Annotated in this window: 10 protein-coding genes; 2 read left to right on the forward strand and 8 right to left on the reverse strand. The window is 59.3% G+C overall.

Annotation, left to right across the window (positions count from 1 at the left end):
- The first annotated feature begins 118 nt into the window (after window positions 1–118).
- Together ACZ9BB_RS21650 and msrA are read left to right on the forward strand one after the other, a co-directional pair.
- Window positions 119–2,812 carry a putative bifunctional diguanylate cyclase/phosphodiesterase gene (locus tag ACZ9BB_RS21650; RefSeq protein ID WP_476216072.1) on the forward strand — a complete coding sequence of 898 codons (2,694 nt, stop codon included), beginning with the start codon at window positions 119–121 and terminating at the stop codon, window positions 2,810–2,812.
- A 101-nt stretch (window positions 2,813–2,913) separates the two neighbouring features.
- Window positions 2,914–3,561 carry a peptide-methionine (S)-S-oxide reductase MsrA gene (gene msrA / locus ACZ9BB_RS21655; RefSeq protein WP_111449324.1) on the forward strand — a complete coding sequence of 216 codons (648 nt, stop codon included), beginning with the start codon at window positions 2,914–2,916 and terminating at the stop codon, window positions 3,559–3,561.
- A 152-nt stretch (window positions 3,562–3,713) separates the two neighbouring features.
- On the opposite strand, the gene ACZ9BB_RS21660 is transcribed toward msrA, so the two are convergent.
- The 8 genes from ACZ9BB_RS21660 to putP all read right to left on the reverse strand — a co-directional run bounded on the left by ACZ9BB_RS21660 (window position 3,714) and on the right by putP (window position 15,461).
- The gene (locus ACZ9BB_RS21660) at window positions 3,714–4,550 is read right to left on the reverse strand and encodes a 23S rRNA (adenine(2030)-N(6))-methyltransferase RlmJ (protein ID WP_476216075.1); all 837 of its coding nucleotides are present in this window, start codon (window positions 4,548–4,550) and stop codon (window positions 3,714–3,716) included.
- A gap of 396 nt (window positions 4,551–4,946) precedes the next feature.
- On the reverse strand, window positions 4,947–5,270 hold the full coding sequence (locus ACZ9BB_RS21665; RefSeq protein ID WP_476216077.1) for a hypothetical protein: 324 nt from the start codon (window positions 5,268–5,270) through the stop codon (window positions 4,947–4,949).
- A 356-nt stretch (window positions 5,271–5,626) separates the two neighbouring features.
- Window positions 5,627–5,935, reverse strand: coding sequence for a contact-dependent growth inhibition system immunity protein (locus tag ACZ9BB_RS21670; protein WP_476216079.1), 309 nt, complete (start codon window positions 5,933–5,935; stop codon window positions 5,627–5,629).
- Window positions 5,928–6,224 carry a contact-dependent growth inhibition system immunity protein gene (locus tag ACZ9BB_RS21675; protein WP_476216081.1) on the reverse strand — a complete coding sequence of 99 codons (297 nt, stop codon included), beginning with the start codon at window positions 6,222–6,224 and terminating at the stop codon, window positions 5,928–5,930. Before ACZ9BB_RS21675 ends, ACZ9BB_RS21670 begins: the two co-directional genes overlap by 8 nt.
- Window positions 6,214–10,869, reverse strand: coding sequence for an RHS repeat-associated core domain-containing protein (locus tag ACZ9BB_RS21680; RefSeq protein WP_476216082.1), 4,656 nt, complete (start codon window positions 10,867–10,869; stop codon window positions 6,214–6,216). The genes ACZ9BB_RS21675 and ACZ9BB_RS21680 overlap by 11 nt, the downstream gene beginning before the upstream one ends.
- On the reverse strand, window positions 10,869–11,606 hold the full coding sequence (locus ACZ9BB_RS21685) for a DUF4123 domain-containing protein (RefSeq protein ID WP_476216084.1): 738 nt from the start codon (window positions 11,604–11,606) through the stop codon (window positions 10,869–10,871). Before ACZ9BB_RS21685 ends, ACZ9BB_RS21680 begins: the two co-directional genes overlap by 1 nt.
- Entirely contained in the window at window positions 11,596–13,614 is a 2,019-nt protein-coding gene (locus tag ACZ9BB_RS21690; protein ID WP_476216086.1) for a type VI secretion system Vgr family protein, read from the reverse strand. Before ACZ9BB_RS21690 ends, ACZ9BB_RS21685 begins: the two co-directional genes overlap by 11 nt.
- Before the next feature lie 362 nt (window positions 13,615–13,976).
- On the reverse strand, window positions 13,977–15,461 hold the full coding sequence (gene putP, locus ACZ9BB_RS21695; protein ID WP_476216088.1) for a sodium/proline symporter PutP: 1,485 nt from the start codon (window positions 15,459–15,461) through the stop codon (window positions 13,977–13,979).
- Window positions 15,462–15,476: the final 15 nt, after the last annotated feature.

A 15,476-nucleotide genomic window follows, 5' to 3' on the forward strand; every position in this document is an offset into this window, starting at 1 on the left:
GCACTTGGCCTTCATGTCTCTTGTCAGTCGGTGTTGCAATGATGCAACCTTGCCGCAGGCAACAGTAAAGAGGGCGAGAGCCCGGCGCGATCAGCATATTCGAAGCGAGTTTCTCTCCATGAAAAGCCAACCCGATGCCGCCAGCCGTATGGTGGCCGAGGTAGTGACGCAGTTGCCTGTGCCCTCGCGGCTCGGCATGCTGCGTTTCGAACGGCTGAATGAACCGAGCTGGGCGCTGCTGTTTCTCGATCCCAATTGCGAACGACAATTCGGCCTGCCGGCAGTGGAACTCTGTGCGCTGGTCGGCTCGCCCTACGCCAGCCTGATGGAGCCAGAAGCGCGCTATCAACTGCACGACACGATCCAGCAGCAACTCACCGAAAGCCCGCATTACCTGATCCGCTACACCTTGCACACCGCCGCCGGCGTACTGAGCCTGCTGGAACTGGGCGAAGCTTACAAACAACACAATCGACACCTATTGCGCGGCTACCTGATGGTGGTAGACGGCGTGTTCACCGACGAACCGCTGCTGCCGGTGCTGGATCTGGAAACCCAGAATTCACGCCTGCAAATCGCCCTGGAACTCAATCAACGCGCCCAGCAGGAACAACTGCAGCACCTGGACCGGGTGCGCGCCCAGCAAGACCTGATCCTGCTGCTGACCCGCCAGCGCTACAGCACCAACAATTCCCTGCAAGAAGCCGCCGAGCTGATCACCCGCAGTGCCTGCGATATCTATGAAATCGACTGCGCCAGCCTGTGGAACCTCGACGGCTCACTACTGACGCCGATTTCAGCCTATCACCGCGCCACCCGCAATCACCGACTGCCGGAGCCGATCGATGCCAGTGGTTTCCCCGATTACCTCGAAGCGTTGCACACCGGCCGTGCCATCGACGCCCACAACGCCATGCGCGACCCGCGCACCCGGGAAATAGCCGAAAGCCTGCGCCCGCGCGACGTCAATGCCATGCTCGACGCCAGCATCCGCGTCGATGGCCAAGTGGTCGGCGTGCTCTGCCTGGAGCAGATCGGTGCGACGCGCGCCTGGCAGTCGGACGAAATCGCCTTTGCCGGTGAGCTGGCGGATCAGTTCGCCCAGGTCATCAACAACCACAACCGCCGCACCGCCACCAGCGCTCTGCACCTGTTCCAACGTGCGGTAGAGCAAAGCGCCAACGCCTTTCTGCTGGTCAATTGCGATGGCGTGGTGGAATACGTCAACCCAAGCTTTACCGCGATTACCCAGTACACCACCGAGGAAGTCCACGGCCAACGGCTGTCGGAACTGCCGGCACTGGAAAACCTCAGCGAACTGTTGTTCGACGCGCCGTCGGCGCTGGCCAAGAGCAACAGCTGGCAGGGCGAGTTCAAGAGCCGACGCAAAAACCTCGAACCCTACTGGGGCCAGTTGTCGATTTCCAAGGTCTACGGCGACAACCGTGAGCTGACGCACTACATCGGCATCTACGAAGACATCACCCAGACCAAGCTCGCCCAGCAGCGCATCGAGCGCCTGGCTTACACCGACAATCTGACCAACCTCGGCAACCGCCCGGCGTTCATCCGCAACCTTGATGAACGCTTCGCCCGAGACAGCGACACGCCGATCAGCCTGCTGCTGGTGGACATCGACAACTTCAAACGCATCAACGACAGCCTCGGCCACCAGACCGGCGACAAACTGCTGATCAGCCTGGCCCGGCGCTTGCGCAACAGCCTGAGCCCGAGCGGCAGTCTGGCGCGTTTCGCCAGCAACGAATTCGCAGTGCTGCTGGACGACACTGACCTCTTGGCTGGCCAACAGGTCGCCAACCAATTGCTGGCGACCCTCGACAAACCGATGTTCGTCGACAACCAGTTGATCAGCGTCACCGGTTCTGTGGGCCTGGCCTGCGCGCCGCTGCATGGTCGCGACCCTCAGACGCTGATGCGCAACGCCGGCCTGGCGCTGCACAAGGCCAAGGCCAACGGCAAGCACCAGGTGCAGGTGTTCACCGAAGCACTGAATGCCGAGGCCAGCTACAAACTGTTCGTCGAAAACAACCTGCGCCGCGCCCTGACCCAGAACGAGCTGGACGTGTTCTACCAGCCCAAGCTGTGCCTGCGCAGCGGTCGCTTGCTGGGCATGGAAGCGCTGCTGCGCTGGAACCATCCGGAAAAAGGCATGATCCGCCCGGACCAGTTCATCAGCGTCGCCGAAGAAACCGGGCTGATCATCCCGATCGGCAAATGGATCGCCCGCCAGGCCTGCCGCATGAGCAAAGACCTGACCGCCGCCGGCCTCGGCAACCTGCAAGTGGCGATCAACCTGTCGCCCAAACAGTTCTCCGACCCGGACCTGGTAGCGTCCATCGCCAACATCCTCAAGGAAGAAGAGCTGCCAGCGAACCTGCTGGAGCTGGAGCTGACCGAAGGCCTGCTGCTGGAAGCCACCGAAGACACCCACTTGCAGCTCGACCAGCTCAAGCGTCTGGGCCTGACCCTGGCCATGGATGACTTCGGCACCGGTTACTCGTCGCTCAGTTACTTGAAAAAATTCCCGATCGACATCATCAAGATCGATCGAAGCTTCATCCACGAAATCCCGGACAACCAGGACGACATGGAAATCACCTCCGCAGTGATCGCCATGGCCCACAACCTGAAACTCAAGGTCGTGGCCGAAGGCATCGAGACGGCCGAGCAGTTGGCTTTCCTGCGCCGCCACCGCTGCGACGTCGGCCAGGGCTACCTGTTCGACCGCCCTATCCCGGGTTCCGAGCTGATCGAAAAGCTCAAACGCTATCCGCGTGGTCCAATCGCCTGACAGCACACCGCCCCCACATTTTGGGTAGTGATTAACTTGGCATCATTGGGCACACTGGTGGTCTGTTTCTTTACATCTCAACCTGACTGAGAGGACTGATCATGGTTCTGCGCTCGGAAATTCTGGTGAACAAAAACGTGCTCCCGACTAAAGAACAAGCTCTGCCTGGCCGCGAAACTCCGATGACCGTGCCGGAAAAACACTTCGTCCACGACGCCCCGCTGCTGGGCCCGTTCGCGATGGACGTGGATTTTGCGATCTTCGGCCTGGGCTGCTTCTGGGGCGCGGAGCGCAAGTTCTGGCAGCGCGAAGGCGTGGTCAGCACGGCGGTAGGTTACGCCGGCGGCTTTACGCCGAACCCGACGTATGAAGAAGTCTGCTCGGGCCTGACCGGCCACAGCGAAGTGGTATTGGTAGTCTACGAGCCGGCAAAAGTCAGCTATGAAGAACTGCTGAAGATGTTCTGGGAACTGCACAACCCGACCCAGGGCATGCGCCAGGGCAATGACATCGGCACCCAGTACCGTTCGGTGATCTATGCCACCAACCCGGCTCAATTGGCCGCCGCCAAGCACAGCGAGCAAGTGTTCCAGGCCGAGCTGACCAAGGCTGGCAAAGGCACCATCACCACCGAAATCGATGAAGCGCCGACATTCTACTTCGCCGAGGCCTATCACCAGCAGTACCTGGCGAAAAACCCTGAAGGGTATTGCGGGATTGGCGGTACAGGCGTGACCTGCCCGATCTGATGGGTGAACGCAGTACCTGTGGCGAGGGAGCTTGCTCCCGCTCGGCTGCGAAGCAGTCGTAAAATCGGTATGCAGATTCTTCCTGAAAGAACACCGAGTCCGGTTTTAGGGCCGCTCCGCGCCCCAGCGGGAGCAAGCTCCCTCGCCACACATTATTCGGCAATCAACCAATCCATCTGCCACCCACCTTGGGTCTGCCCAAGCTTCTTGGACAACCACGGCAGCAACTCACGCAACTCCTCTTCCAGCCCCCACGGCGGATTGGCAATCGCCAGCCCCGAACCATTCAGGCTATTGGGCGTATCCAGCGGATGCACCAACAACTCCACCCGCAACAACTTCGGCGCGCCCGTACCGGCCAAGTCCTGATAGAACCGCCGCAACATGCGCTGATCCTTCACCGGGTACCAGATCGCCGCCACCGTCTGGCGCATCCGGCCAATCGCTTCTTTCAACGACGCCGCACAACGCTGCATCTCATCGAGCTGCTCAAATGGCGGATCAATCAACATCACCGCCCGCTTCTCCTGCACCGGCAACATCGCCCGCGGCACATGCCAGCCTTCGCCCAAGTGAACCTTCACCCGACGATCACCGGCCATGTTGTCCTTGAGCAGCAAGCCATCTTCAGGGTGCTTCTCGTTGAGCAACACCCGATCCTGCGGCCGCGTCAGGCGCCGCGCCAACTCCGGCGATCCCGGGTAATAGCGCAACTGGCCATCCGGGTTCATCTCGTGCAGCACCTTCATGTAATCGGCAGTCAGCGCCGGCAAATCCGGCTGATCCCACAACCGCGCGATCCCTTCCAGGTACTCACCGGTACGGCTCGCCTGATCGCCTTGCAGGTCATACAGACCAATGCCGGCGTGAGTGTCAAGATAGGCAAACGGCTGCTCCTTGCGCGACATCAAGGCGATGAGGCGGGTCAAAGTCAGGTGTTTGAACACATCGGCGTGATTGCCGGCATGGAAGGCGTGACGATAATTCATGGCTGCTCCTGCGAAGGGCGGGAAGTTTACCTTGTACGGCGCAGAACGTCAGGACCTCACAGCCGAGCGGGCACTTGCAGCCCCACAAACCCTGTGGCGAGGGGGCTTGCCCCCGTTGGGCTGCGCAGCAGCCCCAAAACATCCCAGCACCCACAAAAACCTGTGGCGAGGGAGCTTGCTCCCGCTGGGCTGCGCAGCAGCCCCAAGAAACCTGAAACCACCACAAAACACTGTGGCGAGGGGGCTTGCCCCCGTTCGACTGCGCAGCAGTCGCCAAACCAAACACCGCTCTATGTCTGACATATCCGGATCGCAGGTTCTGGGGGCTGCTACGCAGCCCAGCGGGAGCAAGCTCCCTCGCCACAGGCAAGCCCCCCATCACAAATGTCGGCCCCGCTACTCCGAAGACCGAGCCCGCAACCGCCGCCCAATCACATCCAGCACATCACAGCCATCGCGCAATGGAATGGCACAGAGCAAGGCAAAGTCACTGAGAATGAAGGATTCGCACTCGACTGAACCGCGCATCGACATGTTCTCCAGCACCTGCGTGACGGCGCGAATCCGATAGTTGGCAGCGTCGTATAAAACATCGAGCGGCGCGTGGGTATCGACGAACAACGTGGGCATGTCAGTGCAGTTGCTGGTGAGGGCCATGAAGCGATTTTTGGGGTGGGGGATTGGTTTTTCGTAGGGTGGGTCGGGTGTCAACGTCGTCATAATTTGATAGGCCTTTAGCTATTAACTCAAAAAGCTACCAACGGCCTTCCTACGGGCTTTGGGTGGCAGCCGTGCGCGGGAGTAGGAAACTGAGGGCCATCAAACTCAGCCACGTCGAAACGTGTCCCGCACACAGCCGCCGCGAACGATGTTACGGGCACGTTTTAAGTGCCGCAATCAAACGACAGTGCTGATGCGCGAATGACCTTCAAGGGTTCCTACACCCTGCCACTGCATTTGCAGCGACAGCCAAAGACTATCCATGGATCTCACCTCGCACCAGTTCATGGAAACCGATACGTTTTGAAGGAAACTTCCGACGACCTTGCCCAGAAATTTCGCTGACCACCAATCGATCAAAATTGACCAAGCTGTTTGGTCAACCTGCTCGCAATGTGGCGCAACCAAGCCTCACCTGACTCCCATGCATTCCAGTAGCAGTAGTAACAGCTCAGCTCTTTCAATAGATACTCCCTCAACTCCACTTCGCTCCTCTGCTGATCAAGCAGAGAGTTGAGCTCCTCACGAACCAACATTAGATCCTCAGGGCTGGAGTCAGCCAAAAAAGCATCGACCACGTGTTCAGCCGTCTCGTGCTCGACCGTCCAATCCTGATGAAAGTACGCGCCAAAAAAATCGTGCACCTCTGGATATTTTTTACTCACCAAAAATATCAACGAGGTGACTCAACCATACTTCTCCTGAATCCCATTCGTGCCAGTAGCAGTAGCAGCAGCTCATGTTTTTGAGCAGAAACTCTCGCAACTCTATCTCGGTCATATGCCTCTCGAGCAGAGCAGCAATTTCATTTTCCACAACCGAAATTGTTTCGGCTGTTGAGTCAGACAGGAAAGATCTAACAACATCATCCGCCGTGTGAAATTCACACATCCAGTCCTCATGAAAATAGGCTCCCAAGAACTGGTAGAGCTGCGAAAACGAATTATCGATCACTTGCATACCCCGTAAATATAATGTAGCCGGACGGCGATTCGTTAGTTCTCTTAAGTATTAATTTTACAACAGATAAAGACTCAAGTTCTCCACTGCGCCGAACAACTCCAACACCTACCGGCGCCGACATTGGTTGTGTAATAACGAGCCTGCGCGCATTACCTTTCATAAAATCATCTATTAGTTCTTTATTTCTATCCATAACGCTTGAAACTGTGGCCTCTGCGACAGTTTGATTAGGAAATGTCGATGCGATTGGTATATGTGGCTCTGCCTCGAGCCTTTCTCGCAACTGGGCTTCGGTCCGACCAATATGTTTCTCAATGAGATGGCCTCCCTGAGCTTCGTGTGCAGCCAAACCACCGCCCGGAACAATTACGCTAAACGGTCCTTCAGGATCACCGGGGCAAGGTAGACACGCCAACCCCAACGGATCAACCCACCCCGTCGGATTCGGCGTGTACTGGTACTGGTTCAACCCACCCGCCAACTTGACCGGATCCGGCGTCAGGTACCGTCCAACCTCCGGATCATAGTACCGATGCCGGTTGTAGTGCAGACCGCTCTCGGCGTCGAAGTACTGCCCCTGAAAGCGCAGCGGTTGCTCAAGTTGCTCGCCCCCGCCGAACGCCAACTGCGTGACCTTGCCGTACGCGTTGTACTTCGCCGACCATACGATCTCGCCACCGTAATCCGTCAGTTCCTGCGGTGTACCCAGGTGATCGAGTTGGTAGTAGAACGGGCAAGCCTTGCGCGGGCCTTTGCCGTCGAGCATCGCCAACGGACGGAAACTGCCCGGTTCATAGACGTAGCTGCGGTAGTGTTCGCGGCTGCTTTCAGCAACGAGGTTGTCGCCCTGCCAGAAAAACTCGGTGGTTTTGCCATCGACGGTTTTGGCGATGCGACGGCCGAAGGCGTCGTACCGGTAACTTGAGCAACTTCCATCCGGCAACGTGACGCCAACCAAGCGGTGCTGGCAGTCGTAGCGGTATTCGATGACGAGTTTCTGCGCGGTGCCGCGACGCTCGCGGATCAGGTTGCCGAAAGCGTCGTAGTCGTAATGGCGGTCGCCCTGCATCAATAGGCGGTTGCCTTTGATGGTCGCCAAACCGGGCCGATCCTGCATCAGCAGGTTGCCGGCCGGGTCGTGGGCGAAGGTTTCCGGTGGGTCGTCGCGGGTATGGCGCACGCGGGTCAGGCGGTTGAGTGCGTCGTAGTAATAGCTGCGCTGGCCATGACGGCTGTCGGCGATGGTCGCCAGGTTGCCGTTGACTGCGTAGCTGTAGTGACGCATGTACAGCGGCCGGGCTTGCTGGTTGATGGCGTGGGCTTGCAACCGGCCTTGTTCGTCGTAGTGGTATTGGCTGGTGAGCTGACCTTGTTGACGCTGCTGTTCGCGACCGAACGCGAACTGGTGGGTGGTGAGTCGCGCGCCATTGAGGTCGATGGCCGTCAGCGCGCCGCCCTTGGCGTGGTGGTAGTCGAGTTTGCTGCCATCCGGCAGGCGCAGGTGGTTGAGCTGACCGCAGGCGTCGTAGCCATAACGCAAGGTGCCCCAGCCCTGGTGTTCGGTGATCAGCCGGTCTTGCTGGTCGTACTGGAATTCCAGCGGGTGATCGTGGCCGTCGTCGACGCCGATCAGTCGGCCAAGGCTGTCGTAGCGATACTCGACCTGGATGCCGTCGGGCAGGGTCTTGACCAGTAACCGTCCGGCCGAATCCCGTTGATACCCCGTAACCAGCTGCGAGCCGTCATCGCCAAACTCGGTTTTCTCCAGCAAGTGGCCGTTGAGGTCGTAGGCATACGTCGTGCGACGGCCGTCGAAGCCGGTTTCCTGTCGGATCAATCCGCCGAGGGTGTAGTCCAGCCGATAGTGTTCGCCGGCTTCGTTTTCGATGTCCGTGAGCAGCAGCTGCGCGTTGTCGTAGCGGTACTGGAGCTGGGTGCCGTCGGGGTTGATGCGGCGGCTGACCAGGTGCAAATCGTCGGCGTATTCGTAGCGGGTGACGCGGCCCAGTTCGTCGCGTTCGGCGGTGATCTGGCCGTAGGCGTTGTAGCTGAAGCCGCGCGTGGCGCCGGTCGGCAGGGTGGTCTGAATCAGTCGGCCGACGGCGTCCCATTGGTAGCGGGTGAGCGCACCGTGTTCGTCCTGACGGGTAATCTGCCGCCCCAGCGCATCGTAGGAAAAGCGCCGCTGACCACCGTCCGGCAAGGTTTCTTCGAGCAACTGGCCCAAGGCATTCCAGACAAAGACATGCCGGCTGGTGTCCGGGTAGCGGATCGACAGCAGCCGACCTTTGTCGTCGTAGTGGTAATGGATGATCTGGCCGTCAGGATCGGTCGCTTCGGTGACGTCACCCTGAGCATTGCGCTGATACCTCCACACCACTTTGCCGCGATAGCGCGCATGCAGGAAACCATGGCGATACTCGTAGGCCGTCGACTCGTCTTCCGGTGGAATCAGCGCCACCAAGCGTCCGACTTCGTCATAGCGGTATTCAGTGACGGCCCCGAGCGGATCCTGCTCGGCCAGCAAGCGGCCCTGCTCGTCGTAAGCCTTGAGGTGTTCGCCACCATCCAGCTCGACCTTGCGCACCAGCCGCGCCCGGTCGTCGTGGACATAAACCTCTTCGCTGCCGTCGATGTTCTGGACGGTGACGCTGCCCTCGTCATCCCAGACGTACCGCGTGTCCATCTGCGAAAACGACGCCCAGTGGCGAACACATCTGGCCGCCTTGCCGGACCGTTCCCACTCCCAGAAGAAACTCGCGCCACCGGCTAATTGCCGCTGGAGAATGACGTGTTGGTCGTCGTAGTCGTAGCGTTCGCTCTCGCCGGCGGCGTTGCTCACCTCGATCAGTTGAGCGCATTCGTCGTAGCGGTAACTGACCAGCGTCTGCTCGGTGTGCCAGGCCTCATCGAGGGTCTGCGCCGGGACAAACACCTGATAGTCGACGGCGATTAGATGAGCGCGGTCATACCGCAACAGCAAGGCGCGGCCCGCGCCGTTGTCGAGGCGTTGAATGCGCTCCTGGCGGTCGCGAGTGATGCGCAAGCGGTTGTCGTACGCGTCGCTGATAGCCGTCAGCCGACCGTTATGAAAGTGATAAAAACGCGCGTCGTCGCCAGCCTGGGCGAGGATCAGTTCCTCGGGGTCATCGCCGAGATAAATCGCGGCGCGCGAGAGGCTGTTGTGGATCGCTGGGCGTTCGTGGTTCGGCAGCGGGAACGTCGTGCGACGGTTTTCGTGGTCGATCCAGATGACGCTGTCGCCATCGATTTCAAGTCGATGGGCGAGCGAATGACTCCAGCCAAAACCCAGGCCGCCGTCGATCTCGGCGGCGCTGGTGCGGTAGAGCCGGGTGAAGTCGAACGGCAGGATTCCGTCCAGAGAACCGTCGGTGAGGGTCAGCAGTTCTTCGCCGGTGACCATCGACACCGGGCAACCATTTTTGCAGGTGGACGGCGCGCAAGTGGCGCTGTCGCCGTTGGGGTTTTTTGCTTGGTCGGGGGAGTCGTCGTGGTGTTCGTCTTTCTTCAGCGAAGCGTTGCGACGTGCGCTCCAGCTCAACTGCATCCGGCCTTTTTTCATGCCCGCCGCGATGCCACGGGCGGCGACTTTTTTGTAGCGGTCGACGTAGCTGATGAAGTTATTGATGATCGTGAAAATCGCCTTCACGAGACGCAGAACGGCACTGAGCAACTGCGCGGCTCGATCAGCCAAACGCATCGTCAAATAGGCGATGCCGGCGCCCGCCCCGGCGAACGTCAGGACGAGGCCAATCAGGATGTCGATCAGCAACTGCACCACCACCATCGACACCGCTTCGGCGGTTTTGCCGGCGATTTCGCTCGGTGGCAGCATGTCCAGCCAGAGGCTGGCGCTGCGCACCAGCAAGCACAGCGCTGCTTCGTCACTGACTAGCAACTGGGCTTTTTCCATGACATCCGGTGCGGTTTTGGCGAGCTTCTCCAGCTCTGCGGCGCTTTCGCCCAACCGCTCTGCGAACTTCGCCGGATCCTTGAGAATGTCCGACAGCAGGCCGATGCCGTCCCACACGCCCTCGACCGCCGCCCAACTTCCCGCGAGCATTCCATTGCCTACAGCAACCGCAGACGATTGCGACCACTTCGGCTTGAACGTCTGCCATTCCTCACGCAGCCAGCTTTCGAGCTCCTTCGTCAGGCCATCGTAGGAAGAGAAAAGATCTTCAACGTGCTGCGGTGTGACTTCGTTGTGAATGTGAATACGGTAGAACTTGCCGGGTGTACCGGTGAACTGTCCCTTACCGTGTTCATCGAGCGTGACCGGCGTCGACTCCCCGCTCTCCTGCGCAATCACATCGACCTGAATGTTCCCCACGGGAATGTCATAAACCGATTCGAACTTGCTCTCGATCTCGAGCTTTCCGCCTTTCGGGCACTGGACGACGGTGGAGAGAAAGTCGTCGTCGCCACTGCTCACTACGGTGCTGGCATTGCCGAATCTGATGATCCGTTCCATGCCCATCAGCGATGGCAGATCCACCACATGGCTGGCCTTGTCGGCGGCCTGGTTGAACCAGTGCTTGAGTTGTTCACGGTAGAGGGACAGGGTGTTCGGAAAACTGTCGAGCTCCTGCTCGATGCGCACAATCTGATCCATCAGTTCAGCTCCGCCATCAGGTAATCCACCAACGCTTGTTTCGGTGCATGGGGCAGGTCCGGCGCCTCAAGAAAACTTGCGACCTTGTGCCGCAAAACACTTTCGGAAAACGCTTCAAACAGGTCTGGACGGTCTTCGCTCAACCACTTCAGCAGGTTGTTGATGTGTGTTGTCGCGGACTCGGTGGCGAGGTGTTTGAGCAGCGACTCAGAAACTTCCCACCAAGGGAAAACCCTGGCGGTTTTAAGCGCACTGCCACCGACTTCAAAGGCTTGGCCATTGATCAGGCAGCGCCCGATCACCGGCATCAGTTGTGCAGCGTTAACCTCGGCAGACTGCAGAATCGGCAGCAAATAGCGCCCATCCCAATAGCGGAAAAACACCGCGTTGCCGTTGGGCATCAAAACTTGCGTGAGGCTGCGCAAATGCTCGACCAGTGCCTCTTGGGCGGCACAAGACACCGCCAGCCAACCCCAATCGCGGGACTCAGTGGTGGCGATCCAATCCAGAAACTCACTGTCAGCGGCGACGATTCCGACATAGGGCATCACCGCTTCCCACTCGGCGTAGGCAGTGCCGGCCCAGATCGGGCTTGGCGCTTGTGCAGTGATCGAGCGCTGCCAGGTTTTGAACGGTTCCGCAGCACTGGCACTGCTGAAAATCGCGAACAGTTGCTCTGACGGTTGCAGTGGCTGGCGTTCCAGCCAGGCGCGAGGTGACAGGACATCAGGCGGCACAGACACCGTCCTTACAGCGTTCGCACTCTTCGCAGAACGGCGCGTCGCTTTGCAGGCTAAGTATTTGTGCGGCACTGAGCAGCGCCGCCGGAGCCGCTGCCAGTTTCAACGGCACATCCGGCAAACTCGGCGCAGAAGCCATGGCCGCCATCGGTGCGCCACCGACCACAATCGGCACGCTACTGAAAATCCCGCCCGGCCCGATGTTGATCCACTGCCCGCCCGCCTGAATGGTCGCGCTGGCGCCGCCGTCGATGACCACTTGCTGGCCGGCGCTGACGTGGAATTGCTGGCTGGCGTTGAGGGCCTGACTGGTCACACGAATGTGCCGGTCGCCGATCACCACCAGGTGATCGTCCTGCCGCACTTCAGTCTGGCGCTGACCGTGGGTGATGCGTTTCTCGTCAGCTTTCAGTTCATGGCGGGCGACGCCGGTGACGACGATGCTGCGCTGGTTATCGACCTGCACCTGTTGATCATTCAGTACATGCTGAGTCCAGTTTCGCTGGGCACGCAGGTAGATTTCCTCAGCGCCTTTGCGATCCTCGATGCGCATTTCGTTGTAACCACCGCCACCGGGACTACTTTGGCTACGGAAAATACTGCGAGTCTTGTCCGCCGGCAGATCGAGGGGCACCAGGGTCGCCGCGTTGGGCAGGCACCCCATGACCAGCGGCTTGTCGGCATCGGCGTCGACAAACCCCACCAACACTTCCATGCCGACGCGTGGAATCAGCACGCTGCCATAACGGTCATGGGCCCAACCGGAGGCTACGCGCAGCCAGCAACTGGAATGCTCGTTGAGCTGACCGTCGCGATCCCAGGCAAGTTGAACCTTGACCCGGCCGTACTCATCGCAATGGATTTCGCTGTCAGTCGGGCCGGTGACCACGGCGGGTTGATAGCCGAGCATGCGCGGCTTTTCTGGCCCTAGCGCTGGGCGAAAGGAAACGTCCCACGGCGTCGCCAGAAAGGTATTGCGATAGCCCTGGAAATCATCCGGGCTGTCGCCGGTGGCCGACTCTTCCAGCACTTGCGGCTGCCGACCACGGTGTTCGATTTCGGTGATCAACCGCAGATCGTTCCATCCCTGACGGGGATGTTCGGCAAGGTGTAGGAGATGCCCGCTGACCAAAGCCGATTCATCACCGCGACCTTCTGCCTGACGGTAGTCCGCCGCGTGGCGTTCCAAGGCTCGTTGAGCCAGATGCTTGCCGTGTTCACGATCGGTGAATTGACCGGGAAAGTGGTAGTCCTCCAGCACTGGTCGCTGCTCGCTGTCGACGCGGCTTTCGAGTTGCAGGCGTGGTTTGTGGAAGTCGTAGTCCCGGCGAGTGACCGCAGTGGTCCGGGTTTCCAGGCGCACGTTGAAACGCTTGATCGCCGGCGCATCCGCTGCCATCCCGCTGCCTGGCAGGTACAGCGTCGGCTCGGGCAGCCGGGGGAAAACCGTCTGGTCATCACCGAATACCAGCAAGTGCCCGTCAGGGCTGTGCTGGAAATGGTAGTGAATGCCGATCTCGGCACACAGACGCTGAATGAATGCCAGGTCGCTTTCGGCGTACTGCACGCAGTACTCGCGCTTGGGGTAGTCGCTGCCGAGCCGGAACTCGAAGGCATCGCGCTGGATGCCGTGGTCCTTGAGAATCTGCGCGACGATGGTCGGCACACTTTTGTGCTGGAAAATCCGCTGATTCATACGCTGGCCGAGGTACGCCAGGCGCGGTACGAGACTGATTTGATAGCCCGTCAGACGTTGACCGGAATCGCTCTGGCCGACGCGAAAAATCTGACCATGAATACCGGAACCTTGCGCATCGAAACTCAGAAACGCCTGACGGTGCAGCAAGCTTTCGAGTTCCAGGTCCGGGCGCTCGCTGACCAGTTCCAGGTCAAAACGGTAGGGTTGGCTGATGGCTTCCTTGCCCGTGAACTCAAGCACCTTGAGTTCATTCTGGACGCCGTCGAGGGTCAACGTGAAACGCGGTTGATTGGCAGGCGCGAACATCCGATGTGTCTCTGCAGAATGAAGGCGGGCGATTCTGCATGAGCGACAAGGGGTGTTGATGGAGGGACAAGGAAATCAGATTTTCCCTACTTTTTTAGGGATTTTTCCTTCAAAAATCGGGATATTTGGCTACAGACATTCCCTGCAAAAGTAGTGTGTTGCAGCGGATGGCCTCTTCGCGGGCAAGCCTCGCTCCTACAGTTCTGCGGTGAATCATGAATCCTGTAGGAGCTAGGCTTGCCCGCGAAGGCGGCATCAAAAACACCAAACCCTTCCCCTCAAAACAAAAAAACGGCCCGCCTCCAAAAGGAAGCGGGCCGTTTTCATGTTCGGCAAAAGGTCAGAGCATCAGCTCATCCCCATCACTTGTTCAGGCGGAAATCTGCCTCGGCAGCCGCAAAGCGCTGAAGCATGCCGTGAGTCGGCACGCCCAGTTTGCTGACGATGTAAATCGCCAGGCTGGCGAAGATGAAACCAGGGATGATTTCGTACAGGCCCAGCAGTTCGAAATGTTTCCAGACGATCACGGTGATCGCACCGACCAGGATGCCGGCCAGTGCGCCGTTGCGGGTCATGTCTTTCCAGATCACGGAGATCAGGACGACTGGACCGAAAGCAGCACCGAAACCAGCCCAGGCGTAGCTGACCAGGCCCAGTACACGGTTTTGCGGGTTAGCCGCCATCGCGATGGCGATCAGGGCAACCAGCAGCACCATGGCGCGACCGACCCAGACCAGTTCAACCTGGGAAGCGCTTTTACGCAGGAAGGTTTTGTAGAAGTCTTCGGTCAGGGCGCTCGAGCACACCAGCAGTTGGCAGCTCAGGGTACTCATCACCGCCGCCAGAATGGCCGACAGCAGTACACCGGCAACCCACGGGTTGAACAGGATTTTTGCCAGTTCGATAAACACGCGCTCGTGGTTTTCGCTCACTGGCATCGCTACGGCAGGGTTTGCCGAGAAGTAAGCGATGCCGAAGAAACCTACGGCAACGGTGCCGCCCAGGCACAGGATCATCCAGGTCATGGAGATGCGACGAGCGTTGGCGATCGATTTGACCGAATCCGCGGCCATGAAACGCGCCAGGATGTGCGGCTGGCCGAAGTAGCCCAGGCCCCAGCCCATCAGCGAAATCACGCCGATGAAGGTGGTGTTTTTCAGCATGTCGAAGTTGCTTGGATCTTGTGCTTCGATGGCCAGGAACGTGGTATCGATGCCGCCGGTCGCCAGCAGCACGATGATCGGCGTCAGCAGCAGGGCGAAGATCATCAGCGTGGCTTGTACGGTGTCAGTCCAGCTCACTGCCAGGAAACCACCGACGAAGGTGTAGGCAATCGTCGCCGCAGCACCGGCCCACAGCGCCGTCTCGTAGGACATGCCGAAGGTGCTTTCGAACAGACGGGCGCCGGCCACGATGCCGGAAGCGCAGTAGATGGTGAAGAACACCAGGATCACGACCGCGGAGATGATCCGCAGCAGGCCGCTTTTGTCTTCGAAACGGCTGGAGAAGTAATCCGGCAGGGTCAGTGCATCACCGTTGTGCTCGGTCTGCACGCGCAGACGGCCGGCAACGAACAACCAGTTCAGGTAAGCACCGACGATCAGGCCGATGGCGATCCAGCTTTCCGAGAGACCGGACATATAGATAGCGCCCGGCAGGCCCATCAACAACCAGCCGCTCATGTCGGAAGCACCGGCAGAGAGTGCGGTCACGACGCTGCCCAGGCTACGACCGCCCAGAATGTAGTCAGAAAGGTTGTTGGTGGAGCGATAGGCCATGAAGCCGATCAGCACCATTGCTGCGATATAGATCACAAACGTGATCAGGGTTGGATTGCTTACGCTCATTGAGTTACGCCCTGG

This window comes from Pseudomonas sp. TE3552 (assembly GCF_056278945.1).